Origin of the sequence: Amphibacillus marinus, assembly GCF_900110345.1 — a bacterium.
GTDB classification, from domain to species: Bacteria; Bacillota; Bacilli; order Bacillales; family Amphibacillaceae; genus Amphibacillus_D; species Amphibacillus_D marinus.
Genome location: NZ_FODJ01000009.1, coordinates 53,333 through 79,271, shown reverse-complemented (window position 1 = coordinate 79,271; position 25,939 = coordinate 53,333). Strand labels below are relative to the sequence as shown.

At 37.4% G+C, this 25,939-nt stretch carries 21 protein-coding genes and 1 riboswitch; of the genes, 8 read left to right on the top strand and 13 right to left on the bottom strand.

Annotated features, from left to right (window positions below):
- Positions 1-150: 150 nt before the first annotated feature.
- Entirely contained in the window at positions 151-996 is an 846-nt protein-coding gene (locus BM000_RS12115) for an AraC family transcriptional regulator (protein ID WP_091498769.1), read from the bottom strand.
- A 272-nt stretch (positions 997-1,268) separates the two neighbouring features.
- Between BM000_RS12115 and BM000_RS12110 the strand changes: the two genes are divergently transcribed.
- Positions 1,269-2,225: a ribose-phosphate diphosphokinase gene (locus BM000_RS12110; RefSeq protein WP_091498766.1), complete on the top strand. Its 957-nt coding sequence runs from the start codon at positions 1,269-1,271 to the stop codon at positions 2,223-2,225.
- A gap of 87 nt (positions 2,226-2,312) precedes the next feature.
- Here BM000_RS12110 and BM000_RS12105 read toward each other — a convergent pair whose 3' ends face one another.
- The 6 genes from BM000_RS12105 to BM000_RS12080 all read right to left on the bottom strand — a co-directional run bounded on the left by BM000_RS12105 (position 2,313) and on the right by BM000_RS12080 (position 8,261).
- Positions 2,313-2,579: an AbrB/MazE/SpoVT family DNA-binding domain-containing protein gene (locus BM000_RS12105; protein ID WP_091498763.1), complete on the bottom strand. Its 267-nt coding sequence runs from the start codon at positions 2,577-2,579 to the stop codon at positions 2,313-2,315.
- Positions 2,580-3,353: 774 nt separating this feature from the next.
- Positions 3,354-4,211, bottom strand: a complete 858-nt coding sequence (locus BM000_RS12100) for an aldose epimerase family protein (protein WP_091498760.1) — start codon at positions 4,209-4,211, stop codon at positions 3,354-3,356.
- Between the two features lie 321 nt (positions 4,212-4,532).
- Positions 4,533-5,651 (bottom strand): 5-methyltetrahydropteroyltriglutamate--homocysteine S-methyltransferase, encoded by a 1,119-nt coding sequence (locus BM000_RS12095; RefSeq protein ID WP_091498756.1) that lies wholly within the window; start codon positions 5,649-5,651, stop codon positions 4,533-4,535.
- 16 nt (positions 5,652-5,667) lie between these two features.
- On the bottom strand, positions 5,668-6,774 hold the full coding sequence (locus BM000_RS12090; RefSeq protein ID WP_091498754.1) for a methionine biosynthesis PLP-dependent protein: 1,107 nt from the start codon (positions 6,772-6,774) through the stop codon (positions 5,668-5,670).
- Between the two features lie 122 nt (positions 6,775-6,896).
- Positions 6,897-7,001, bottom strand: a riboswitch (SAM riboswitch).
- 138 nt (positions 7,002-7,139) lie between these two features.
- Complete coding sequence (locus tag BM000_RS12085) at positions 7,140-7,844, bottom strand: GTP pyrophosphokinase (RefSeq protein WP_245751662.1); 705 nt, start codon at positions 7,842-7,844, stop codon at positions 7,140-7,142.
- 144 nt (positions 7,845-7,988) lie between these two features.
- The gene (locus BM000_RS12080) at positions 7,989-8,261 is read right to left on the bottom strand and encodes a hypothetical protein (protein WP_091498749.1); all 273 of its coding nucleotides are present in this window, start codon (positions 8,259-8,261) and stop codon (positions 7,989-7,991) included.
- A 220-nt stretch (positions 8,262-8,481) separates the two neighbouring features.
- Here BM000_RS12080 and pfkA point away from each other — a divergent pair, with 220 nt between their 5' ends.
- A complete protein-coding gene (pfkA, locus tag BM000_RS12075) occupies positions 8,482-9,438 on the top strand; it encodes a 6-phosphofructokinase (RefSeq protein WP_091498977.1) in 957 nt (318 codons plus the stop codon).
- 64 nt (positions 9,439-9,502) lie between these two features.
- Here pfkA and BM000_RS12070 read toward each other — a convergent pair whose 3' ends face one another.
- Together BM000_RS12070 and BM000_RS12065 are read right to left on the bottom strand one after the other, a co-directional pair.
- Positions 9,503-12,076: an EAL domain-containing protein gene (locus tag BM000_RS12070; protein WP_091498746.1), complete on the bottom strand. Its 2,574-nt coding sequence runs from the start codon at positions 12,074-12,076 to the stop codon at positions 9,503-9,505.
- A gap of 221 nt (positions 12,077-12,297) precedes the next feature.
- Complete coding sequence (locus BM000_RS12065) at positions 12,298-13,914, bottom strand: glutathione ABC transporter substrate-binding protein (RefSeq protein WP_091498743.1); 1,617 nt, start codon at positions 13,912-13,914, stop codon at positions 12,298-12,300.
- 496 nt (positions 13,915-14,410) lie between these two features.
- On the opposite strand from BM000_RS12065, the gene nikC reads away from it, so the two are divergent.
- The 4 genes from nikC to BM000_RS12045 are packed head-to-tail and all read left to right on the top strand — an operon-like array spanning position 14,411 to position 18,341.
- On the top strand, positions 14,411-15,307 hold the full coding sequence (gene nikC / locus BM000_RS12060) for a nickel transporter permease (RefSeq protein WP_091498741.1): 897 nt from the start codon (positions 14,411-14,413) through the stop codon (positions 15,305-15,307).
- Between the two features lie 17 nt (positions 15,308-15,324).
- A complete protein-coding gene (locus BM000_RS12055; protein ID WP_091498738.1) occupies positions 15,325-16,266 on the top strand; it encodes an ABC transporter permease in 942 nt (313 codons plus the stop codon).
- Between the two features lie 31 nt (positions 16,267-16,297).
- Positions 16,298-17,332 carry an ABC transporter ATP-binding protein gene (locus BM000_RS12050; RefSeq protein ID WP_091498735.1) on the top strand — a complete coding sequence of 345 codons (1,035 nt, stop codon included), beginning with the start codon at positions 16,298-16,300 and terminating at the stop codon, positions 17,330-17,332.
- Positions 17,325-18,341, top strand: coding sequence for an ABC transporter ATP-binding protein (locus BM000_RS12045; protein ID WP_091498733.1), 1,017 nt, complete (start codon positions 17,325-17,327; stop codon positions 18,339-18,341). Before BM000_RS12050 ends, BM000_RS12045 begins: the two co-directional genes overlap by 8 nt.
- 54 nt (positions 18,342-18,395) lie before the next feature.
- On the opposite strand, the gene BM000_RS12040 is transcribed toward BM000_RS12045, so the two are convergent.
- Complete coding sequence (locus BM000_RS12040) at positions 18,396-19,388, bottom strand: Gfo/Idh/MocA family protein (RefSeq protein WP_091498730.1); 993 nt, start codon at positions 19,386-19,388, stop codon at positions 18,396-18,398.
- A 649-nt stretch (positions 19,389-20,037) separates the two neighbouring features.
- On the opposite strand from BM000_RS12040, the gene BM000_RS12035 reads away from it, so the two are divergent.
- Positions 20,038-20,931, top strand: a complete 894-nt coding sequence (locus BM000_RS12035; protein WP_091498727.1) for an ATP-grasp domain-containing protein — start codon at positions 20,038-20,040, stop codon at positions 20,929-20,931.
- 190 nt (positions 20,932-21,121) lie between these two features.
- Here the strand turns inward: BM000_RS12035 and BM000_RS12030 are convergent, their stop codons facing one another.
- Positions 21,122-21,385: a hypothetical protein gene (locus BM000_RS12030; protein WP_177178295.1), complete on the bottom strand. Its 264-nt coding sequence runs from the start codon at positions 21,383-21,385 to the stop codon at positions 21,122-21,124.
- Between the two features lie 386 nt (positions 21,386-21,771).
- On the opposite strand from BM000_RS12030, the gene BM000_RS12025 reads away from it, so the two are divergent.
- Positions 21,772-22,704: an LCP family glycopolymer transferase gene (locus BM000_RS12025; protein ID WP_177178294.1), complete on the top strand. Its 933-nt coding sequence runs from the start codon at positions 21,772-21,774 to the stop codon at positions 22,702-22,704.
- A 348-nt stretch (positions 22,705-23,052) separates the two neighbouring features.
- On the opposite strand, the gene trhA is transcribed toward BM000_RS12025, so the two are convergent.
- A complete protein-coding gene (gene trhA / locus BM000_RS12020; RefSeq protein WP_091498974.1) occupies positions 23,053-23,703 on the bottom strand; it encodes a PAQR family membrane homeostasis protein TrhA in 651 nt (216 codons plus the stop codon).
- Between the two features lie 294 nt (positions 23,704-23,997).
- Positions 23,998-25,920: a PTS fructose transporter subunit IIABC gene (locus tag BM000_RS12015; RefSeq protein ID WP_091498722.1), complete on the bottom strand. Its 1,923-nt coding sequence runs from the start codon at positions 25,918-25,920 to the stop codon at positions 23,998-24,000.
- Positions 25,921-25,939: the final 19 nt, after the last annotated feature.

The following is a 25,939-nucleotide window of genomic DNA, read 5'->3' as shown; positions in this document are numbered from 1 at the left end:
CATGCACTACCCATAGTGACTTTCATATCAGTTCGGCGCGCTATGTCGTTCCGAAAAGCAATGGGATCGCTTTCCACGAGGCTGACTTAACTGAACATGAATATGTTGATGCGAAAGATGAGTTAATAAGCCATATACTTATTGGCGTCGTTACTTACAATGCAAATCTTTATATTGTTTTGGGGTAATGCCCTCTCTATTTTTAAAAGTTGTTACAAAATGACTAACCGCATTAAACCCAACTCTCTCAGCTACATCCTTTAAGGTTAATTCTGTATCTGTTAACAATAGTCGCTTTGCCTCTCTAATTCGCAGTTGGACTAGGAAAGCATACGGACTTAGATTAAACGTATCATGAAATAACTTGTTCAAGTGTTGAGAGCTAATGTTTGCTTGCTCCGAGATTTCCAATAAACCGATATTCTCTTGATAAACGCGCTCCATCCACTCAACAATTGGTCTAATCTTATCATATGACTGAATGGTAGACAGTTTATCATCTACTCTACCATACTTCTTTATTTCCAGTATGAAATGATAAAGCAGGCTAGACATATTATAGTCAATAATTGGACTACTATCCTGACTTGCTGCTAGCTCATTAAATATATTCTGAATACAGCTATAGAACACATTATCCTGAGTCTCACGATAAATTGCTGAATAATCCATTTGCAGTGAGTCGAGAATACTAGTGACTGAAGCACCGCTGAAGGTAAGGTACACGGTTGACCAACTAGCTGTTTTTTCATAATTAGGGTGGTATTTATGGGGTGTATAAGGAGCTAATAATACACCCCTTCCTTTTTCTAAGATGTGTTGGTGATCAGAGAAAGCTAACACACCTTCTCCTTCAACCGTTAAGAGCCAGTGGTAATAAGGATAACCCTCTGGACGGTCAAAATCCAATTCTTGTGGATTAAAACCGATACTATCAATGTATATTGGGATTGATCTTTCCGGAGGTGAGAAAGTATAGCGAATTTTTTTATCCAAATTGATCCCAACCTTTTTTTAATTTGTCTCTATTATAGCATCTGATTACCAGAAATGCTTAGCACTTCAGCTCGCTTTCAGCAAAACATTGAGCCTTGAAAGCTAAGCCAGCGACAGCTTCAATGTCAACATGCACATTATTCAAGTAAACGACAAAGATTAAAATAGTACGGATCCAAAAAACAACGTAAGACGAACTAGTAAAAAAAAGATAATTACTATACAATAGAATAAGATTATAACTGTTTAACAAGTTAAAAGGAGCGAATATGGTGTCAACGAATAATTTAAATGAAGAAATGAAGCTTTTTAGTTTAAGTTCTAATCAACCATTATCACAGGAAATTGCTGCACACTTAGGTGTCCAATTAGGTGATTGTACAATTAAGACCTTCAGTGATGGTGAAATACAAATTAATGTCGAGGAAAGTGTACGTGGCTTTGATACATTTATTATCCAATCTACTAATGACCCATCTGACCAACACATTATGGAACTACTTATTTTATTAGATGCATTTAAGCGCGCGTCAGCAAAGTCTGTTAATATCGTTATTCCATACTACGGCTATGCACGACAGGATAGAAAAACGAAAGCACGTGAACCGATTACCGCAAAGTTGATCGCTGATCTGATTGAGAAAGCTGGGGCCACACGCGTCATGTTTATGGATTTACACGCCACTCAAACACAAGGTTTCTTTAATATTCCTGTTGACAACTTAAATAGCATTCCAATTATATTGGATTATTTTAATAAAAAGCAATTAGAGAACTTAGTTGTCGTTGCTCCTGATCACGGCAGTGTGAAGCGTGCTAGACTCTTTGCCGATCGGATAAATGCTCCTATTGCCATCCTTGACCGTAGAGGTCCTCGTGACGTTGACCATTCTCAATTATCAGTGGTCGGTGAAATAGCTGGGAAGACAGCTATTTTAATTGACGATATTATTGATACTGGTAGACGTGTATCAACAGGTGCAACAGCTTTAATTGAAGGTGGAGCAAAAGAGGTTTATGCCGCTTGTACACACCCTGTCCTTTCAGGAATTGCAACAGAATATATTGATCAATCACCAATTAAAGAATTAATTGTAACAAATACTGTTGCTATCCCTTCGGAGAAAAAATCCAGCAAAATAACACAGCTAAGTACAGCACCATTATTTAGTGAAGCGATATTACGGGTTCATCGTATGGAGCCAGTCAGTACATTGTTTACTTACTAAAAAATCAATACAAAAAGCTTGTCCGCATTCAGATGACGGACAAGCTTTCTTTGTAAACGATCAAAACACGTTGCAACTAAAGTAAGTTTAGCTACCTAACTCTGCTAATAAAATCTTCATTCCTTCTTTACTTAAAATTACCTTACCATCGCTTAACACATAATTATCATCACTAATTATTCCTGTAACCATACATTGCTTAATCGGTTTATATTTTGATAAAACAACACGCTCTCCGTCAATAAAAATCTCTAATGGGTCTTTAGTATTAATATCAAGCGATCGACGTAATTCTTTTGGTAATACAATTCTACCTAAGTGATCCGTTTTTCTCACAATTCCTGTACTTTTCATACATATAGTCCCCCTAACATTAAAGTCATTACGTATATCATACCATAAATGGTATGATTTGAAATTGTTTTACCGTCAAAAAGATAGTTTTTTTGACATTTTCTTTGCTAAACAAGCTTATTTTCCGATAAATAAAGTCATTTAAAATGAAGTAAATGTATTTTATAATAAAAAGTAGCATTTCTATTAGCCTAATTATTTTTTATACTTAGATAATTATTGGGTTTAAATACCTAGATTTCATAAAATTAAATTATGATAATATGAAAATAATATTAATGAATAAACATTAAATAGAACTTACCTAATCTTTTCTAACTAATTCTTTTCGTTTATTTCCGGAATAACAAAAAAGCCCAAAGCATTCTAAGCTCTGGACTTAATAAATTTATATTTTAAAAAATAGAAACAGCATATTTATTATCAAGCATTCAGCAGTCCCGTAGACTCCTATGGGAACAAATCACTTCGATGGGGTGAGTAATAGCAACCCCAGCGCGATCCGAAGATCCACTTTGTCAAGCGTTCTGTGCTTGACAAAGTTAGCTGAGGCCGTGCCCATGGCTAGCGAGACACTGAGGAAACGAAGATGTCTCGTTTGTGCCAGTGGGTGAAAGCGAAGGGACTGCTGAATGAGACACGCTATGCTAGTTAGTGGATTTTTTCATGTGTTTATTTTTAGCTAACTACGTTTAAAAACTCAATAATAAGTTTTAATGTTCGTTTTTTCCTATGGTAATATGAATTTTGAAATTGACTCATTTATATAAGAATTTAAACAACTTGGAAGCTTACCCAAGTCTCAAATGCTTCTTTAGGTTCAACTAATATTAATTCTTCTTTTTGGTTTAACTCGCCAGTCTTAGCTGTCCACGGCTCAACGCAGACAAAATCTTTTCCTTCTTCTGTCCAAAGAACAGTATAATGAAAATCTTTAGCTAACTTAATTTGAATATCAAGATTGTCAATATTAGCTGCAATTTCTTCACGCTTATTTTCTAACACAACAGCTTCATTTAACTTCTCCAAATTAATCTTGCCACTAAATGCTTTCGTTTCACCATCATTATAATCGAAATAAGTTTGTGCACCTGTTTCAATTGAGACAAGCTTAGACTTTGCTTTAAAATACGGGTGTAGCCCTGGATATATCGGCATTGGCTGTTGGCCAACATTTCGATAGGTTTGATAAATGTACAGTTGATCACCTTTCAATGTATAGGTGAATACCACCTCAAAATCAAACGGGTAAGCCTCTTTTGTTCCAATGCTACTTTCAAATAAAATTGAAATAAATGCTTTTTCCTCATCTGCATAAGTTTCAATAACTTCCCATGGATGAATTCGTGCAAGCCCATGATTGGGCATTTGAAATGTTTTACCATCCCAAACGTATTGCTTATTCTCCAGCTGGCCAGAAATCGGGAACAAAATTGGAATGCCACCACGGATATTCTGCTTCCGATCATAAAAAGTTTCTTCATTTAAATACAGCTTTTCCTTACCATTTGTGCCATATCCAATAATAATACCGCCACGCTCAGGACAGACCTTAATCCAAGATGTTCCAGCTTCATTAGATAACTGATACATCGAAAACATTTGCTTTTCAAAGCTTTCAATTTTGTACATATGTTAGATATCCCCTTAACGATTTTTTTCATCTCTATCTGTAATATGTAACTCAAGCAACACCTTAACGGCGTGCAAGTACAATTATACTAAAAATCGTCAAAAAAGAACATCCTTTTTTTATTTTGTCAATCTATGTAAACACACCATATTACAATAAAGGAATAACAATTACATAACAGCGATAAAGAATTAAGTTAATCGGTGGTAAAGCAAAATAATACCTATCCATGCTACCTAGCTATATATCTTGATTTAACCAAAAAAAGCCCAAGCGAGGCAATGAAATTACCTCGCTTGGGCAGTCAAGTTCTTATGGTATCATTGGCGATTTGTTGCAGTTTCTGGCTGCCAGACCTCATTGGCTATCTCAACAACATGCTTCAGCTTGTTCCACTGATCCTCTTCAGTAATTAAATTCCCATGATGAGTAGAGGCAAATCCACACTGTGGACTTAAACAAAGTTGTTCTAGTGGAACGTATTTGGCAGCTTCTGTTATCCGTGCTTTTATTTCCTCTTTATCCTCTAGCTCCGCGAATTTAGAAGTGACTAGTCCAAGTACAACCTTTGCCCCACCATCTGGAATATACTTTAATGGCTCGAAGTTACCTGAGCGCTTATCATCATACTCTAAGAAGAAGCCATCTACCTGTTCCTTGGCAAAAATTGTTGGCGCAATTTTTGCATAGCTACCACTAAATGCGTAGGTAGATTGATAGTTCCCGCGACAGACATGAGTCGTCACAATCAAGTCATCTGGTTTATCAACAAGCACTTCATTAATGACACGTAATGCTAGTTGAATTAGCTCATCACGTTGATATGGCCCACTATCGAAGTCTACCTCATTGGAAGTCAACACAGCTATATATACATCATCAATTTGTAAATAGCGTACACCTGCCTCATAAAATGCCTTAATAGCATCACGATAGGCTTGAATCACATCCTTAGCATACGACTCATAGTCAGGGTAGAACGCTGAGTTGATAATATCAGCATGAAACAACTGATTTGGGCTAGGAATCGTTTGCTTTGCTACCGCCCTACCATCAACAATTGCATTAAATTCTTTAAAATCTTTAATAAAGGGATGATCGGCATTAAAGCTAATCTTGCCAATATTCCGGACATCATACGGCTCTGTTTCAACACCTTCAAAGAAATAGCCATGGTCTGGCACATAGCCTTCAAACCCATTTAAGTTTTCTAAGAAATCAATATGCCACCAATCACGTCGGAATTCCCCATCTGTGACAACATCCAAACCAACTTCAATCTGCTTGTCTACAATACGATTAATTTCCTCTGTTTCAATTTCTCTACGCTCCACTAAACTGATTTTACCATCCTTGTAATCCTTGCGTGCTTGTTTTAAACGCTCTGGTCTTAATAAGCTCCCAACATGGTCTGCAAAAAACGGTCCTGATTTTGTCATTTCTCATCCATCCCTTTTAATTTATTTTTTTAAAACTTTGACTCAAGTCTCTTGTTAAATCTGCAATCGTTTCAATTCCAACTGAAAAGCGTAACAGCGTCTCATCAATTCCCCTAGCGATGCGTTCAGACTCAGGAATATCAGCATGAGTCTGTGTTAATGGATAGGTAATAAAGCTCTCCACCCCGCCTAAACTTTCTGCAAAGGTAATTAACGAGATGTTGTTTAAGAATGTTTCAACGGCTTCGCGATTTTCAAGCCGAAACGATAGCATACCCCCTCTGCCGGGATAAATCACTTCTTTTACCTTGGGATGTGAACCTAAATAATGCACAAGCTTTATTGCATTATCTTGTTGTTGTCGCATCCGAATAGGTAAAGTCTTCATCCCCCTAATCACAAGCCAACAATCAAATGGCGATAGGGTTGCGCCAATATTATTATGCAGCACCGCTAATTGTTCAGAAAGTTGTTTGGTTTTTGCCACAACTAAGCCCGCTAGCACATCGTTGTGTCCAGCCAAGTATTTCGTTGCACTATGGATGACCAGATCTGCACCTAATGATATTGGTTGCTGAAGATAAGGCGTATAAAAGGTATTATCGACAATGAGTAAACTATTACTCTCTTTAGCAAGCTGACTAATCGCTTTAAGATCAACCTCTTCTAATAACGGATTTGTCGGTGTTTCGATAAAAAAAGCTTTTGTATTACTTTGAATGACGTCTCTTACTGCTTCTGTTACCTTGCAATCCACATAAGTAAATGACAATTGATAATGTTGCTCAAAATGCTCAAACAAACGATAAGTACCACCATAAATATCGGTCGTGACAATAATATGGTCGCCTGCCTTTAGTAATGACAAGACAAGTTGAATAGCAGCCATTCCAGAGCTGCAAGCAAAACCACAGGCTCCCCCCTCTAATTGCGCAATCCCCTCCTCTAAAACTGTTCTAGTCGGATTCTTCGTTCTCGTATAATCATAACCAGTTGATTCCCCTAAAGCGTGATGCCGGTAGGCTGTTGACATATAGATTGGTGTACTAATAGCTCCTGCTATTTGCTCTTTCTCATTTCCAATTTGAACAAATTTAGTTTCTTGATCATGTTGCGTAGTCACTTCCTTCACCTCTGCTCTTCACTACATCATTCTAATAAAGCTGTTGCTTAACCAATTTGTTTTTCTAAGTTAACACAAAAAAAGACCTTCTAAGAAGAAAGTCTTTAATAAACAAAACATTCCTCTTATCTTTTAAGCGTAAGCTTAATGGAATTAGCACCGTACCTACTCAAAAGGTGGTTGCTGAGACTTCATCGGGCCATTCCCTCAGTCTCTCTGGATAAGATCTACTTATTAAATTTTTAGAAAAATCTGACTTGTGAGTATTTTAATACATATTTGTAACTTACGCAATAGTTTTTTTAAAAAAATAATTTGTTTACTAAGCGTTAAGCTTTACAGATATGATTTAAGCAGCCCTAATTTTAGTTGTTGTCACTATTTAAGCGCTCATTAAACAAACTATTTAAAAATGGAAATGGCAGATGAAAGCGTTCGTTTTCTAACTGAAGTTCTTCTAAATCTTCATCGGCGCTTATGCTCGCCTTGATTTCGTTCATTTCAGTATGAAGAGCCTCCATCTTCAAATCAAGCTGATTGGCAACAGTAGCAGCCTCACTCAATTCGATTCTAATTCGCTCTGGAATCTCCTTATGGTACTTATAGTAAATTTTGTGCTCTAAGCTAGCCCAGAAATCCATTGCAATTGTTCTAATTTGCACCTCAACAAAAACATGCTCTTCTCGATCAGACATATAGATAGGCACTGAGATAATCAAATGAAGGCTCCGATAGCCATTTCCTTTCGGTGCTTTAATATAATCCTTCTCCTCAATGATAACAATATCTTTACGATTTACGAGTAAATCTCTTATTTCATAGATATCCGACTCAAACGAACAGGTAATTCTAAGACCAGCAATATCTCTAATTTGATCTTTGATAGACAGTATGTTTAAATCACAACCTTTTTTCTGTGCCTTCTTCATAATGCTGTCTGGTGATTTAATCCGAGAGCTAACATTCTCAATTGGATTATAATCGTGAATATACTGGAATTCTTGTTTTAAAATATCTAATGTTGTATTTATTTTACTAAGTGCAAATTTATACCCCATGAGAAATCGCATGAAGTTATCTTTCTTCTCTTTTAAATCGGCTTGGGTAAGGTTTTGGTCACTCATTGTACGAAATTGTCGCTCCTTCAAGGTAGTCACTACTCAATGCCATATTAGCACAGTGACTAAGCAATTAGCTAGCAATAACGTTTTAATCTACCTGCGCTTTAGGTATAGTTTATGCTTAATGGCATAGCTCAACCAACAGGTACCAACAACTAGATAGACATACACCATTACACCTAGAGCTTGCCAACCACCCGCCACAATTAACGACCAGAAATGGACCACTATTGCTACATTTGCAAGTATGAGAACCATACTAACTTGTCTCCTTTTTCTAAACTGGCGAATGAGAAGATACGTGCCTGCGTAGAATAGGAGCAACGGTAAAGCAAGACCAACTATAATCGCAAGCATAAAACCCATTTTTTCGGAACCTCCTTTCTCCTTTAAACTAACATAAATTTGAAATTAATTAAAGTATATACGCGTGCTATTATGGCGTTATCAACAGGTAATCACTCGGTTTTGAGCTCATTTTTTTCTGACTTGTTCTTATGTCAACAGAAGTTTTTTATGATATACTAAAAAAAATAAAGCAAGACAACAAATTAAAGATAAACATTTAAAGGGGAAGGTGATGACCTTGAAGAAAATAGCTGTCTTAACATCAGGCGGGGACTCTCAAGGAATGAATAGTGCAATTAGAGCCGTCGTCAGAACTGGCTTAGCTAATGGTTATGATATGTATGGAATTAAGAGAGGCTTTAAAGGGCTCATGGCTAATGATTTTATCTCACTTGGTTCAAAAGAGGTTAGTGATATCTTGTATCGAGGCGGAACGTTCCTACAGTCAGCAAGATCGGAAGCCTTTAAGACTCCAGAGGGACAAGCTAAAGCGATTGCACATTTAAAAGAGCGTGAAATTGATTATGTTGTCGTCATTGGTGGCGATGGCAGTTATCAAGGCGCTCGTGCGTTGATGCACCATGGAATTAAAACATACGGTTTACCAGGAACTATTGATAACGACATTCCTTTAACTGACTACACGATTGGCTTTGATACAACCTTAAATGTTGTAACTGACGCAATTGGAAACCTGAGAGACACAATGAGTAGTCATGAACGTGTTAGTGTAATTGAAGCAATGGGAAGAAACTGTGGTGACATTGCCTTACAGGCTGGTATTGCAAGTGGTGTAGACGCAATTTTAATCCCTGAGGTTGATTCTGATATTGAAGCAATTGCGCGTAGTATTAAAGCAGGCTTTGATCGTGGTAAATCGCATAGCATCATCATTGTCGCTGAAGGAGCTGGCACTGCAGAGGATGTCGCTAAACGAATTAAAGATTTAACCGGACTTGATACCCGTCCAACCGTACTCGGACATATTCAGCGTGGTGGTACACCAAGTGCCTTTGATCGTGTGTTTACGAGTAGAATGGGACACAAAGTCATTGAGCTTGTTAAGCAAGATATTCACGGTGTTGCACTTGGGATTGAGAACAATCAGATTACTTACCATCCATTTGACGATATTTTTGCCGCGCAAAATAACATTAATGATCACCTTTATCAAATTTTTCAAGATCTTATTTAAGCGTAAAACAGACAAGCAAATACAATGCTTGTCTGTTTTTATGTACTACCTATAACATAATATGTCAGTTATTATTTTGCAAATAGTCATGGGGGTTCTCGGTTATAAAGCTATCCATATTAATTATCTCGTCTTTGTACAATTGGCTTGTTAACTTATGTAAGGTCACAGCTAATCGTTCCTTTAACTGTTCCTCGCTCTGGGTAAACTCAACCCCATAGTAAATAGTGTCAAATAACGTTTCTGTCCGCCAAATAATTCTGCCTATAAAGTAAAAGCTCTTACCCAGCAAAGTAAATTGGAAAGCTAACTTCAAATCACTCTGGACCGGCAAGTTAAGTGTTGATAAAAACTTCAAGCCCGCTATACTAATATTCTCAATTAAAACATTGGATACCCCTAAGTTTACCCTGCGCTGATTGAGCTCGATAATGGTTAGCTCTCCTTTTAAAAACTGTGGAAGTTGACATCGAAAGAACGATCGCTGCTCTTGAGTAGGGATTTGCTGTTCTGATATGTTTGGAATGTCAAAATAGCCTTTATTCATAATTAAGTTAATTTCATTAACTGGAACAGGCTTTGAAAAGAGGTAGCCTTGAATTAGACCACAGTTCATCTCATGTAGGAATTGATACTGCTCTGCAGTTTCAACTCCCTCAGCGACAACCTTCATTTCCATTGATTTAGCTAAATGAATAATACTTGAAATAATAGCCGCATCCTTCTGATTGGCTTGTCCAATATTACGAATAAATAATTGATCAATTTTTAATACATCTATTTGAAAAGTCCGCAAATATTTTAGTGAAGAGTACCCCGTCCCAAAATCATCTAACGCAATGGTGACACCAATTTGCTTAAGCTTTTTAATTGTCTCCCGTACAGCATGAACATCCTTAATTAATGTTCGTTCAGTGATTTCTAACTCAATGTATTTCGCAGGAATATGATAGCTGTCTAATTGCTGTACGATAACTTCAACAATTTTAGGACTCAAAAACCGTGATGGCGGAATATTAATAGATACTGGGTATAATGTGAGGCCATCCTTCTTCCAGAGATAGAGTTGGTATACAACTTGCGCAATTACCCAATCGGTAATATCATTAATCAAATGATTCTCTTCCGCTAAGGGGATAAATTCAGCAGGAGAGACAACTCCCCAACTGCTATGCTGCCATCTTATTAATGCCTCCATTGAATCAAGTTCACCCGTTTTTACATTTACTTTAGGCTGATAGAAGAGCATAAATTCATTTTTTCTAATTGCTTGTTGTAAATCTTGTTCTAGCGTATACGTTTTAAAAGAACTGATATTATGAGACTGGTAAAAGACTTGAAAACGATTTTTTCCAAGTTTCTTGGCTTCATTTAAAGCATAATGTGCGTTATCTAACAGTTGGATAACGGTCTTGCCATGCTTAGGATAGGATGCGACACCGATAAATGAACTCATATTTATGTGATGCCCTTCAATTAATATCGGTCGACTAATGAGCTCGATTATCTGTTTAGCATACTTGTTAATGATCTCATCTTCATGCCCACCGATACTTACTAATACGAATTCATTGCTGGCTAAGCGTGCATTAAATATCGTATGTTTGACCTTATTTATTCTTTCGGTAACCTTGATTAACACAGCATCACCAATCTGGTATCCAAGTGAGTCGTTTATAACTGCTAATCGGTTTAACTTAATATGAAAAAGATTAAATTTCTCTTGTTGGATAATTAATTGATTAAGTTTTTCATTAAGTTTTTTTTGATTAGGAAGTTTTGTTAGCCAATCATGATAATGTAAGAAATACTTTTGCTGCTTCAACTCCCGTTCGTTTGTAATGTCTACGATTACACCATATAGGCGTAACAGCTTCTCTTTCTCTAAGTAAGGGATAATGATGTGTCGGACCCATCTCTGCTTATTATGACTACCTATGTTATGTTCTTTACTAACTGTAACACCCTGTTGAAAGTTTATGTAATCTTTTTTTGAACAATGATTTAACAACAGCTCTGGATTCTGGTAAATATAATGAACTTTATATGGTAGAAGATCTTCAATTGCTTCTGATAGGAATTGAAATTTATCTTCTTCAATGTCGTAGATCCAAAATGTATTGTCTGAAAAGGCATGCAAAGGAACTGTTTTAGCAATGCCATTATGAATGAACTGTTGGTGATTAAAAAGCTGATCTTCTTTATTTAGGATAAAACCCATTACACTTCCTTTATGTGGTCCTTCACATATGTGCTTTGCGCTTATTTGGATAAGTGTTATTCTCTTAGAATGATGTATTCTTAAAGAGTTGTGATAGGTCAATTGATTATTAGAATTTAAGAAAGCCCTAAATTCATCTACGTCCTCGGGGATAACCATGGCGAAAAAATCAGATAACTTAATTGGTTTGTTTATTGCAATACCACAGATCCGTTTAAATTGATCAGATACAAGAAATGTTTCTTCAATTAAGTTATAGGACCATATCCCAAGCTTGTGATCATATAATGAATATTCATTTAGGCTCGGCTCTACTCTATCATCATTACGCAACAAATTAGAATATAAACGATCGATATTTAATTGGTTGTGCATCACCTTCCTTAAAAAGGGCTTTCTATCATTAATTCCCTTCATAACATTACAATCCTCCTATTGTTATTAGTGACTTTTGTATCACTATACTACTAAATCATAGTAACTGCAATCAAATTATTCTGATAATATGTAAACTATTGTCTAAATTTGTTTTACTATGTAGATAGAAACAATGAACCAGAGCATCCCACTATTTTAAATCATCTCAAAATACAAAAAAACTTATCCCAACATTGCGGGATAAGTTTTTTCATTATAAATTATTGAGCTAAGGTAACATCTTTAAGGATGTGGATACCAGTTGGTGATTGCCATAAACCTTGAACAGCATCACTAACAGCAAGTAAATAACTCGTATGGTTAATATAAAGCATCGGTGCTTCATCAACTAGGATTTCTTGAACATCACGATATAAACCAAGACGTGTTTCTTCGTCAGCTTCACGACGCGCTTGAACTAAAACATCATCTAATTCGTCAGTAGCGAAGAACGTACGGTTACCAGCTTGACCGAAGTTTTCTGAGTGGAACAATGGATATAATCCATAATCCGCATCACCAGTTACTGTTGTCCAGCCAAGAATGAACATTTCATGCTCACCAGCAGCTGTGTTCTCTAAGAACGCACCCCACTCAACTTCTTCTACCGTTACGTCAATACCAATTGCTTCAAGTTCATTTTGAACGTAGACAGCCATATCAACACGATCTGGGTTATCATTTGTCCAAATAGTTGTGCTGAATCCGTCTGGATAGCCAGCTTCTTCTAGAAGAGCTATCGCTTCATCAACATCATAACCTAAACCTTCAACATCATCTGCATAGCCATAAACTTCAGGAGCAACTGGGCTAATTGCCGGACGTCCAGTTCCTTCATAAATACCGTCAATAATACCTTCTTTATTAATTGCCATCGAAATCGCTTGACGTACTAGCTTGTTATCAAAAGGTTCTTTCTGTGCATTAAAGCCAATATAGTTAATTGCTACAGAAGGCTCATCATTTACATGGAAGCCATCCATATTTTCAATACGAGAGATTGAAGATGGACGTAATTGATCAGAGATGTGGATTGCACCAGTCTCTAAATCAGCAAGACGAGTAGACTCCTCAGGAACAACTCTGAATGTAACTGTATCAAGCTTGGCAGGCTCACCCCAGTAGTTGTCATTTCTTGCAAGACCAATTGAATCACCAGAATTCCAGTAATCAAATGTAAATGGACCAGTTCCAACTGGGTTAGCACTAATTACTGAACCAGGGTTTTCACCAGCTTCCATTGCCGCATAATCTTCATCAATTAAATCACTAGAAATGATTCCACCACCGTTATGCGCTAAGTGAGCAGCTAATGGTGCAAACGGATACTCTGTTACAAACTGAACAGTGTATTCATCAACAACAATGATTTCTGTAATCATATCGTATAAGAATGAACGTGGTGATGCAACAGCTTCATCTAAAATACGTTCGAAGTTTTTCTGTACTACATCTGCATTAAACTCAGTACCATCATGGAAAGTTACGCCTTCACGAAGTGTGAATTCCCAAGTTGTATCGTCAACTCGATCCCACTCAGTAGCTAGACCTGGTTGAAGTTCTAAATTCTCATCTTGCATAACAAGTGCTTCATAAATGTTATAAGCAACAGTACTTGATGGTGTATCATTAGATCCTTGAGGATCAAGTGATACTGCTTCAGATGGAATAGCAATAATTAAATCGCCACCCTCACTTCCTGTTGTTTCTTCTCCAGCTTCTTCTTCAGGTGTTGTCTCATCAGTCGGCTCATCATCAGAACCACCACATGCTGCGATAAAAAGAACTGACGCAACAAGCATAAGCAACAGTAAAAATGATCTCTTTAATTGTTTCATTTTCTTACACTCCCCTTTTGTTTTATCAATTGCTTGTGAAAAACTCTTTTAAATATACAATAGTTTATTTAATAAAACAAGTCTAAATTATCTAAAAACTTCATAAATCTTCTTTTTCTAATCTAGAAGTTCTATATATTTAGTAGAGATAATTAATTACGCTAAAAGTTCTAGATTAAATTATTATAATATTTTAACTAATTTTAAAATTTAGATATTTCGTTCTATTGTTGCTTTCTGTCGAGTTTTATGGGAAAATAGTCGACTGTACCTAGATCAGTTTCTTTTAATTAATCGCAATCTGGTATTTTTTTGTTTCTTGTTAAATGCTCTGACCACATGCTTTCTTAATGGTCATTTTTCCATATAATATAACTTGCTTCTATTAAAAACCGTGTTATAATTACTTGTTAGCATGTATAATTATAAGTGGAAATTAATTTTATGAGCACTGTAATTAAAAAAACTTATATTTCACAGAGAAAGGACTTTCGATATGAGGGAAGAAATTAACAATGGCGCTGCGATAGCTAAAGCAGCACCTAATCCTAGCTTCGTCAAGCTAGCAAGTGTTTGGAAGAAATTAAGGAGAAGTTACTCTGCCATGATTGGTGGGGGCCTGGTTCTCATTTTTATTTTAATTGCATACGTTGGGCCGTACTTTACGCCCTATGGACCTAGAGAACAAAATGTTATAAATAAACTTGCTTTACCATCCTCTGAGCATTTACTTGGAACAGACCACCTTGGTCGGGATATCTTTAGTCGAATTATTCATGGTATGAGTATCACCTTAGAAGTAGGTTTTGTATCAGTTGTTATTGGTCTGATCATTGGTGTTTTTCTTGGCATTATTGCCGGTTACTACGGTGGTAGAATTGATACGATTATTATGCGGTTTATGGATATATTATTAGCTTTCCCAGGAATTCTGTTGGCAATGGCGATTGTCTCTGTGCTTGGACCAGCAATTGTGAATGTTATTATTGCAGTAGGGATTTTCTCTGTTCCTGTTTTTGCTAGAATTGTGCGTGGTTCTACCCTTGCTGTGCGAAAATTGGAGTATATTGACGCCATTCGTTCGTTAGGTGCTTCAGATGCACGAATAATCTTTAAGCACATTTTACCAAACGTCACATCACCATTAATTGTTCAAGCAACCTTAAGTGTTGCCACTTCAATCTTAACTGCCAGTGGCTTATCATTCCTTGGATTAGGTGCACAACCACCAACGCCTGAATGGGGTGCCATGCTAAGTGACGGACGTGCCTATATGTATGATTCAGCACATGTGGCGACTATTCCGGGTGTAGCTATTGTTATCGTCGTACTTGCCTTTAACTTATTTGGTGATGGCTTACGTGATGCACTAGATCCAAAAATGAAAAACTAGAAAAGAGGGACTTAACATTGTTTACTTTTATTATACGTCGACTCGTTCAGACGATTCCTGTATTAATCGGGGTGACCATTTTAACCTTTAGTATGATTCACCTTGTGCCTGGTGATCCAGCGCAGATTATGGCTGGGGAGAGTGCTTCACCACAGCAAGTAGAATTAATGAGAGAACGTCTTGGTTTAAATGATCCGATTCCAGTCCAATATTTTGATTATGTCTCAGGAGTATTACAAGGTGATTTAGGCAACTCTGTCAGGAGCGGACGTGCTGTCTCAGACGAGATTGCCATTCGAATCCGCCCTACTGTTGAACTAGCTACAATGAGCACCGCTCTTTCTGTTTTTATCGGATTAATTGCTGGCGTCTTAGCAGCGGTTCGTCGCAATACGTTTGGTGATACTTTCATCATGTTAGTAGCCTTATTCGGACTCTCAATGCCTAATTTTTGGTTAGGGATTATGCTCATTCAATACCTTGCTATTGGAGTAGATATATTCGGTTTTAATACTGGCATTTTCGCAGCATCAGGCTGGGGAACATGGCAACAGCAAGTACTTCCCGTCATTACACTTGGGGTTGCTGGTGCAGCTATTATTGCCAGAATGACCCGTTCTAGCATGCTCGAAGTTATTGATCAAGACTACATTCGGACAGCCCGAGCAAAAGGTGTTAAAGAGCGTGTCGTCGTTTATCGTCACGCACTGAAAAATGCAATGATTCCTGTTGTTACTGTTGTAGGCTTACAATTTGGCTCACTATTAGGTGGTGCTGTTCTGACTGAGTCAGTTTTTGCGATTAATGGTTTAGGTCGGTTTATGATTGATGCCATACGCGCACGAGATTTCCCAATTATGCAAGGTGGCGTTTTAGTGCTCGCCTTCATGTTCGTTTCTGTCAATATTGTTGTTGATATTTTATATCGCTTCTTAAATAAACGTATCGATTTAAATTAATAATCTTCTTAATAGAAAAGGTGTGAAACCAATGGTTAAACCAACTGATATTCTCAAAGAAGAGCCGATTTTAGAAGTTAGAAATTTACAAACATCATTTTTCACTGAAAAGTTCGAGGTTAAAGCTGTCGATGGTGTTAACTTCGCTGTTCCAAAAGGAAAGACACTTGGAATAGTCGGGGAGTCTGGCTCTGGTAAAAGTATTACGTCACTGTCTATTTTACGTCTGATTCAGAATCCAGGTAAAATTATCGGTGGAGAAATTTTATTTAAAGGTGAGAATCTTCTCGACAAGTCTGAAGCACAAATGAGACGCGTTCGTGGAAATGAAATCTCAATGATTTTCCAAGAGCCAATGACTTCTTTAAATCCTGTTTATACTGTCGGACAACAAATTAGTGAGTCCTATCGTATTCACCAGAACATTGGCAAGAAGGAAGCGATGCTTCGCTCAATTGATATGCTTAAGTTGGTGGGAATTCCCTCACCAGAACAACGGGTAAAACAATACCCTCATGAATTATCAGGCGGAATGAGACAGCGGGTAATGATCGCAATGGCCTTAGCGTGTGATCCTGAGCTACTCATTGCCGATGAACCTACTACTGCGTTAGATGTGACTATTCAAGCACAAATACTTGAATTAATGAAGGAACTTCAACAGCGCTTAGGTATGTCCATTGTCATGATTACACACGATCTTGGCGTTGTCGCTGAGACATGTGATTATGTTGCTGTTATGTATATGGGTAAGGTTGTTGAATATGCTAAGGTTGCTGACCTATTCAAAAACCCTAAGCACCCCTATACGGTCGGTTTATTAAATTCATTACCACGTCACGATATCGATTTAGGTGATGAAGAGCTTACTGTTATTAAAGGTTCTGTTCCAAGTCCTGATAATATGCCTAAGGGCTGTCGCTTTGCACCAAGATGTCCATTTGCAAGTGAGATCTGTGTCGAGCAATTACCGGACTTAGAACAAAGTGAAGATGGAAATCAAATTCGTTGTTGGATATACACAGATGAATGGGATGGCGATCCGGAGGTGAAGGTAAATGGCTAAAGAGCTGTTAAAAGTAACTGATCTTAAACAGTACTTTCCTATTAAAGGCGGAATGCTTGGACGTACTGTTAATAACGTTCAAGCGGTAGATGGTGTAACCTTTACTGTTCATGAAGGTGAAACCGTTAGTATCGTAGGTGAGTCTGGTTGTGGTAAATCAACCACCGGGCGTGCTATATTACGTTTAGATGAACCGACGGGTGGTCAAGTTGAATTTGACGGTGAAGACCTACTTGCATTAAATAATCGTCAAATGAGAAAAAAAAGAAAGGATCTGCAAATCATTTTTCAAGATCCTTATGCATCAATTAACCCTCGCCAAACGGTTCGACAAGTATTAGAAGAAGCATTAGAAATTCAAAATGTAGTTCCTAAAGCTGAGCGTGCGGCTAAGATTGCTGAGTTAATGGAAACAGTTGGATTAGGCGCACACCAGGCGGATCGTTTTCCGCACGAATTTAGTGGTGGACAGCGTCAGCGTATTGGTATTGCTCGGGCACTATCAGTTGATCCTAAGTTAATTATTGCAGATGAAGCTGTTTCGGCGTTAGATGTATCGATCCAAGCACAAGTTATTAACTTAATGAAGAAGCTACAACGGGATTTTAGCTTAACCTATTTATTTATTTCGCACGACTTAGGTGTCGTTCGACATATTTCTGACCGTGTTATTGTCATGTATTTAGGGAAAATTGTTGAAATTGGTGACAAGACAAGTATCTTTGATAACCCACAACACCCTTATACCAAAGCATTACTATCAGCTATCCCAGTACCAGATCCTGATATAGAAACAAAGAAAGAACGTATTATTCTTCAGGGCGATGTACCTTCACCAATTAATCCTCCAGCAGGGTGTCGTTTTCATACAAGGTGCCCATTTGCAACTGATCGTTGTAAAACAGAGGTGCCTGAATTAAGAACAGAAGAGCACATGAAGGAAGGCCATCAAGGTGCTTGCCATTATATCAAAGAGATCCAAGCAGGTACACATGAGGCAAAATACTAAGTTAAACAGAGCCAGCTCCGTATTTTTAGGAGCTGGCTTCTATTTAATTCAGTCCTAAATTTGCTCACGCTTCCTCGAACTAATTGAACGATAGCATGCATCAATCGCTTTCATGTTTGCATGCGTATCTTCTACAGTAATAATCGGTTCGCTCTCCGTTAAGATAGCATGTGATATATGCTCAACCTCATCTAAGTATAAATCATTACGATAGTATTCTTCTGTTTTACAGCCTGCTTTTTCTACAATAACAACACCTTCTCCACCACGGGTATCTGGTCGAAAGGCTCTCGGCACATAAATTCGTCCCTCTGTACCAATCACTTCATATTCAGAGCGGCCAACCGTATCAAAGCTTGATTCCACTGTACCAAGCACTTTACTAGTAAACTTAAATACAGAAATGGTTGTCACATCTACATCAGTTAATTCATCAATTACTGCTTCACTATATACCGAACTCGGTTCGAGTCCAAGTATATTACGCATAGCATGAATTGGGTAACAGCCGACATCATATAAGCTTCCGCCCCCCATTTCCTTTGTCATTCTAATATTTGTATCCCGATCATGTAATTTATAAGAAAAGGTACCTCTAAAAGCTTTTACCTCACCAATAGCACGGTCATTGATAAGCTGTTTAACGCGTTGATGCTGAGGATGTAGATAATACATAAATGCTTCCATAAAAATGACACCATTCGCTTTACAAGCTTGCTCTATTTCGGAAATCTCAATCGCTGTCAATCCTGCTGGCTTTTCACAGAGAATATGCTTCTTTTTTTCAGCAGCCATAATGGCCCATTGTTTATGCAAATGATTCGGTAAAGGGATATAGACTGCATCAATGTCAGGATCATCTAATACTTCGTGATAGCTTTCATAAGCTTTCTCAATACCTAATAGGTCTGCAACCTCTTGAGCACGTCCACTTAAACTAGAGATTGCCACTACTTCAGCATTGCTTGCTCTTTTAAAAGCTGGAATAACTTCATATTGTGCAATACTAGCCGTACTTAAGATACCCCATTTTACAACTTTATTCATTGCAAGTTCATCTCCTTTTTTTTATAAAAATTAATAGTAATCGTTTTCATTTTACTATAGACATTAGTATTCGTCACTTTTTTAAAAAATCATTCAGGTCGCTTCCGAGCAAAGGCTATGAAACTAGCAAGTTATAACCTCCAGCTGGTGTTCTGTCAATAATGAAGCAGGTTTATTAGCCGCCTTGATCAGTTTTTAAATATATTGTTTCTTCAGCCAAAGTCACTAATTGCTGTGAAACAGGTTCCCTGCTATCAGTTGCATGCTTAATTTTCATAGTTTAAAACATTTCATGATAACCACCCAAATGCTATTAGTTCTTCTGCGATAGTTGCACGTCCAATAACGCTGGTGTTAAGATAAGATACATGAACTAGAATAGCAATTAGCATATACTTATTCAATTAATAGCCCAACTTTCGTATACTGAAAATAGCCCTTAAGCATTGACCGTGTTTGGGAGAGTATGTATAATGTTGTGCGCTATTTCGTTCTGAAAAGCAATGGATCAATCTTGTTAAATAACGTATGAGCATCTTCCATATCCCTATATGCTAATCCTCGCATATTCTTGCAAGTAATTATTAACAATAATTTATTTAAAATTAAAACTAACATAGGTATACGAATGAAAATGAGGTGGATAAAAATGAACAAAAAAGGATGGCTGATCTACAATAGTGGACTGATATCAAATAAATTTTCTGAAATTCATCAATGGTACATAAAAACGGCAAAAAAACATGCAATAGATCTAGTAGGTATACCGAACCAAGCGCTCATTCCCTCAGTCCTTAATAACCGATTAACAATACAACATAATGGCTTAACACCTGATTTCGTTTTGTATTTAGACAAGGATATCAGCCTTGCCAACCAACTCGAATCTATTGGCATTCCCTTATTTAATTCAGCTCAAACAATTGAACTATGTGATAATAAAATAAGCATGCACCAACAATTAGCAATGAGCAAATTACCTCAACCTGATACAATCTTTGCCCCAATGCTTTTTCAGGATATGAAGAATCCTAGTGAACATTTTCTAACTGAAGTTGAGCAGCAGCTTGACTATCCATTAGTCATTAAAGAAGCATTCGGTTCATTTGGGCAACAAGTTTATTTAATTAAGAATAGAGATGAACTGGAGCAAATGGCAAAAAAACTCATCCGTATCCCACATTTATTTCAAAGATATCTTCCTTCTAGCCATGGTAAAGATGTTCGTATCCATGTCGTGGGTGATCAGGTTGTTGCAGCCATGCAACGCCAGTCCAGCACAGACTTTAGAGCGAATATAACAAGTGGTGGGCAAATGTTTCATTTCAAACCTGACGAAAGCTTTTGCCAGGTTGCGATTAATGCTTCCAAAGCAGTTGGTGCTGATTTTTCTGGTGTTGATCTCCTTTTCGGTGAAAACGGAGAGCCAATTATTTGCGAAGTAAATTCAAATGCGCATATTAAGAATATCCATGATTGTACCGGCATTGACGTTACTGAGACAATTTTTACCTATATTTTAAACCAACTCGCAGAGAAATAGCAGACTTTTAGACTATTTAAAATCGCACGGAAAACTAATCATTAGTTAATTAGTTTTGTTCTCATACCACCAACATACGTACGGTTCTCATATACGGCGATTCAATAGCTTCCGTAAAAAGACTTCATCAATTAGTTTAGCGTAGAAAGGACACCAACAATTAAGTTGATGTCCTACCTTATACTGGTTATTATTCTGAATCTTCATCCATCTCTTCTTCATCAGTAGCTGGATCTTCTATACCTTCACTGTCCATATCATCATCTGCTTCTGGGTCTTCACCCATATCATCATCAATTACAGGATCATCGGCTGGATCTTCTACACCAGGCTCTTCAATAGCTGGATCATCAATTCCTGGTTCTTCTACTGGATCATCACCATCACCATTACACGCCGCCAAAATTCCTACTGACATTACAGACACACCTAACAATTTCAATAGCTTATTCATTTTCATTTCCTCCGTTCAATTTTTTAAAATCTAATGGTTAACGTTTATCCAAAGCGTGAGACTTAAACGCAAGTCTCAATTGTATGCGATCAGAATTTATCTAATCTATCATTCTTCTCACATTCAACTTTCCTCCTTTGTTAAAGACTTACTTAGCTATTCCACGCAAAATCAATTATTAATCATTAATTTACCCTTTTTAATCTCTTTGTAATTTTTTTGTAAAATAGTTATATCTTTGTTGTCCCTGTGAAATAGAATACTCTTGGCAAGAACAAACAGATTAATTAAAAAAAACTTGTTAAAATTATTGTTTTTGCTATACTTGAGAGATAGTAAATTATTCAAAAAGATAGTTTTTATTAATCATAGATAGGAAGATGAATATGAGTAGAAAAAGAAATGCTAACAAAAATCGTAAAAAAAGAAATTGGTGGGTTTTAACACCTTTAATTGCTATCCTTGTCTTATTTCTTGCTGTAGGTTCATACGCTGCCTATATCTATTTTAGTGTTAAAGGAAATATTGATGGTCAAATGCATGAATCCGTCTCAGCAATCGACTCAGAACGAACGCAAAAGAAATTAAACGAACGCGACAATTTAAATATTCTTTTACTTGGTCTGGACGCAGAGTCCTCAGATTCTGGACGTAGTGATGCAATTATGGTGATGACATTAAAGCCTGATGGCGATCGTATGCAATTAATTAGTATTCCTCGTGACACACGCACAACCATTATTGGTCGTGAAGACAGAGGAGAAGATAAAATAAATCATGCCTATGCATTTGGTGGTGCTGATATGGCAATTGAAACCGTTGAGAACTTTCTTGGCATTGATTTAGACTTCTTTGTTAGATTAAATATGGATGGATTGGCTGAATTAATTGATGAGCTCGGTACCATAACCGTTAATAACGAACTTGAATTTAGCCAGAGCGGCTACGACTTCCCTATCGGTCCAGTCGACATGGACGGAGCGAAAACAATGAGCTATGTTCGGATGCGTAAGCAAGACCCAGCTGGCGATTTTGGCCGTACTGAACGGCAACGTAAGGTTATAGAAGCGATTGTCAATGAGGGAGCGACTGTTGCAAACGCAACACGGATTGTTGAATTTACTGATATACTTGGTGGAAACATGGGAACGAACATGGAGTTTAATGACATGCTAACATTATTACAGCATTACCGAAATACAAGAAGAAATTTTGAAACATACCAAGTCCAAGGTTCTGGGACAATGATCAATGGTGTTTACTACTACATTGTTGATGAAGAAGAAGTTGCCAGTGTTAAAAGTATGATTGAATCCTAATAAGAAATACGCGTGCCTCAAAAGTTTGAATTACTATTCAACTTTTGAGGTTTTTATATGGACATTTTTTATCAACTCGCCCTCAGCCTCAATTTCGACCAGATAGTTGTGTTAATATCGGCGGCTCTTTTCTCCGCTTCGTTAATGCAAGTTCAAAAGTGGGAAGTGAATGATTGATTTTTGTTCTTACCAGCTAAACTAATTTTACTGATCAGATAGATTAATACCGCAATTGCCAAATTCTTTCGTTTTCGGTGCAGTAAAAAGCTAGATTTAGTCTGATAAACCATAAGACTAAATCTAGCTGAGTCAATGCTTAATTATTTCTTCTAAAAGCGTAGCGTTCACCTAAACAATAACTGGTAGCACATAAAAGATCACTGAAAAAAAATGCATAATTGTGCCTGCTAGTACAAACAGATGCCAAATCATATGATGAAATTTAAACCACCGCCAAATATAAAAGATAGCGCCAAGTGTGTACAAGACACCACCGATAATTAACAAGTGTAGCCCTCGTGTTGCAAGGTTTACTGACAGCATTGGCCAACCAATGATAATCAGCCAACCCATAATGACATACATGAGTGTTGATACAAACACAAATCGTTTGACAAAGAAAACCTTAAAAATTGTACCACCAATTGCTAATAGCCATACTGTCCCGAACAATGACCAACCGATTGGTCCTCGAACAATAACTAACAGAAAAGGTGTATAGGACCCTGCTATAAAAAAATAAATAGACGAGTGATCCAATATTTCAAAAACATTCTTTGCCTTCCCTTCTGGAAGACTATGTAATAATGTCGATGAGGTATACATTAAAACCATTGTCACACCAAATATAGTGAAGCTGACAATATGCCATACTGATCCATAAAGTGATGAGAATACAATTAACAACACTAACGCTGCACTACTCATTAGCGCTCCGACTCCATGAGTCGTTGCATTAGCGATCTCTTCACCTAATGAAAAACGGTGAGTTCCACCCATCATAGCTCCCCCCTCCTTATACTTCCAATTATGAATCGTTCAGATAAAAAAAGCAAGATACGGCTTATTGATCAATCAGTGCTTCTCTCACTAGAGTGTTACTAACATATTACACTAATTAACTAAAAACGCATCATTAACCTGTTTATGCTACCTAAGTTCTTCAAATTGACTATATCGCGTTATAGATTCCAGATAATTAATAAACATAGATACAGAAGAGATTCGCTAACACAACACACCTTGTTAGCGAATCTCTATTTAAACCTGTATTTGAACAAACGCTTACTTCACTTAAATTTGTTCGAGTAACGCATAGGCCTCTTCGGTTGATTGCACTGACAATAACTTTTCTCTGAATCCATCATCCATTAGCTTTCTTGATAACATTTGTAGAATTTTAAGGTGAGCATCGCCTTCAGACTCCTTGGGCACAGCAATTAGAAAAATCAGTTTAGATAAGCTCCCATCAACACTTTCCCAATTAACCCCCTCCTGTTTAATTCCAAATACAACCCGGGGCGCTGTTACTGTGTCAGACTTACCATGAGGGATAGCAACATTCATGCCAATTCCCGTTGTACTTTGCGCTTCACGCTCTAACAGTACTTGCTTAAAAGCTTCTTTTGAAGATAAGACACCTTCACCATCAAGTAGTTCAATCATTTCATCTAAAACTGCATCACGACTTGTCCCTCGCAATGATGTTGTTATTAATGCTCTGCTAGTAATATCCGTTAAGTGATCAATAACTTGATTGTTTGATGTTGATGCTTCTACTAAATCATCTTCATCTTTAGCATCTGAAACTTGATCATCATGAGAAGCAACATCACCTTTTAATAGCTTGATCATAAAGGCAACAACAAGAGAACCGACAGCAATTGCCACAAAAAACATGATAACATTAGTAACTGCACCTAATAATCCAACAATTGGACCACCATGAGCAACCCTATTCCCCACACCGCTCATCATCGCAATAACAGCTCCAGCCATCGAACCAACCATTATACTTGGAATAACACGTAGTGGATCTTGTGCAGCAAACGGGATTGCACCTTCGGTAATTCCAAAAAAGCCCATTGTAATAGAAGCTTTCCCAGTTTCACGTTGTTCCGGCAAAAACTTATTTTTAAACATCAAGGTAGCTAGACCTAGTCCAATTGGTGGGATTGCAATTGCAGCCGCAATTGGACCCATAATCCCGTAGTTGCCCTCAACAATCATAGCTGAGCCGAACATGAAAGCCACCTTATTTACTGGACCACCCATATCAAAAGAAATCATTGCCCCTAAGATGAGTGCGAGTAAAACAGAGCTTGTTCCTTGCATCCCTTCCAGCCAGCTTGTTAAAGAGACAAATAACTGCGCTACAGGAGCACCGATGACTAAAACAAAAATAAGACCAACAATTAATGATGAAAATACTGGAATAATAATAATTGGCATAATCGGATTCATCATTTTGGGAACTTTAATTCGCTTAATAGCTAACGCGACATAGCCAGCTAAAAAACCTGCGATAATACCACCAAGAAAACCGGCATCAGCCTCAGAGCCATAGAAGCTTCCATTTGCAGCAATGAAGCCGCCAATCATCCCTGGGGCAAGACCAGGACGATCCGCAATACTGTATGCTATATAGCCCGCTAAAATAGGCACCATAAAACCAAATGCCGCTCCACCAAGGGCTTCAATTGTGGACCAAATTGAGTCTTCTGGGATCGCAATCCCTTCTGCGCCCGGAACACCACCAATCGTTAATGCAATCGCAATTAGCAATCCACCAACAACAATGAATGGAACCATAAAGGAAACACCATTCATAAGATGCTTATAAACCGGATTCTGCTTATCATTTGCAGAACGCGTTGGCATCGAGAGACTATCATCATTGCCACGATACTCTTTAACATCACTATTTTCAAACCGCTTAATAATCTCCTCTGGCTTACGTATCCCCTCTTGAACACCAACTGCGACAAGTTTTTTTCCAATAAATCGTTCTTTTTCGACTGTCTTATCCGCAGCAATAATGACACCGTCTGCTCCTTCAATATCTTTTTGTTCTAATGCGTTTTCTACACCGACAGAGCCTTGTGTTTCAATTTTAATCTCCACACCTAGCTTATCGGCTGCTTTTTGTAGATTCTCAGCAGCCATATACGTATGGGCAATCCCATTTGGACATGAAGTAATCGCTACCAATTTCATTTTGAAAAACCTCCTTCTT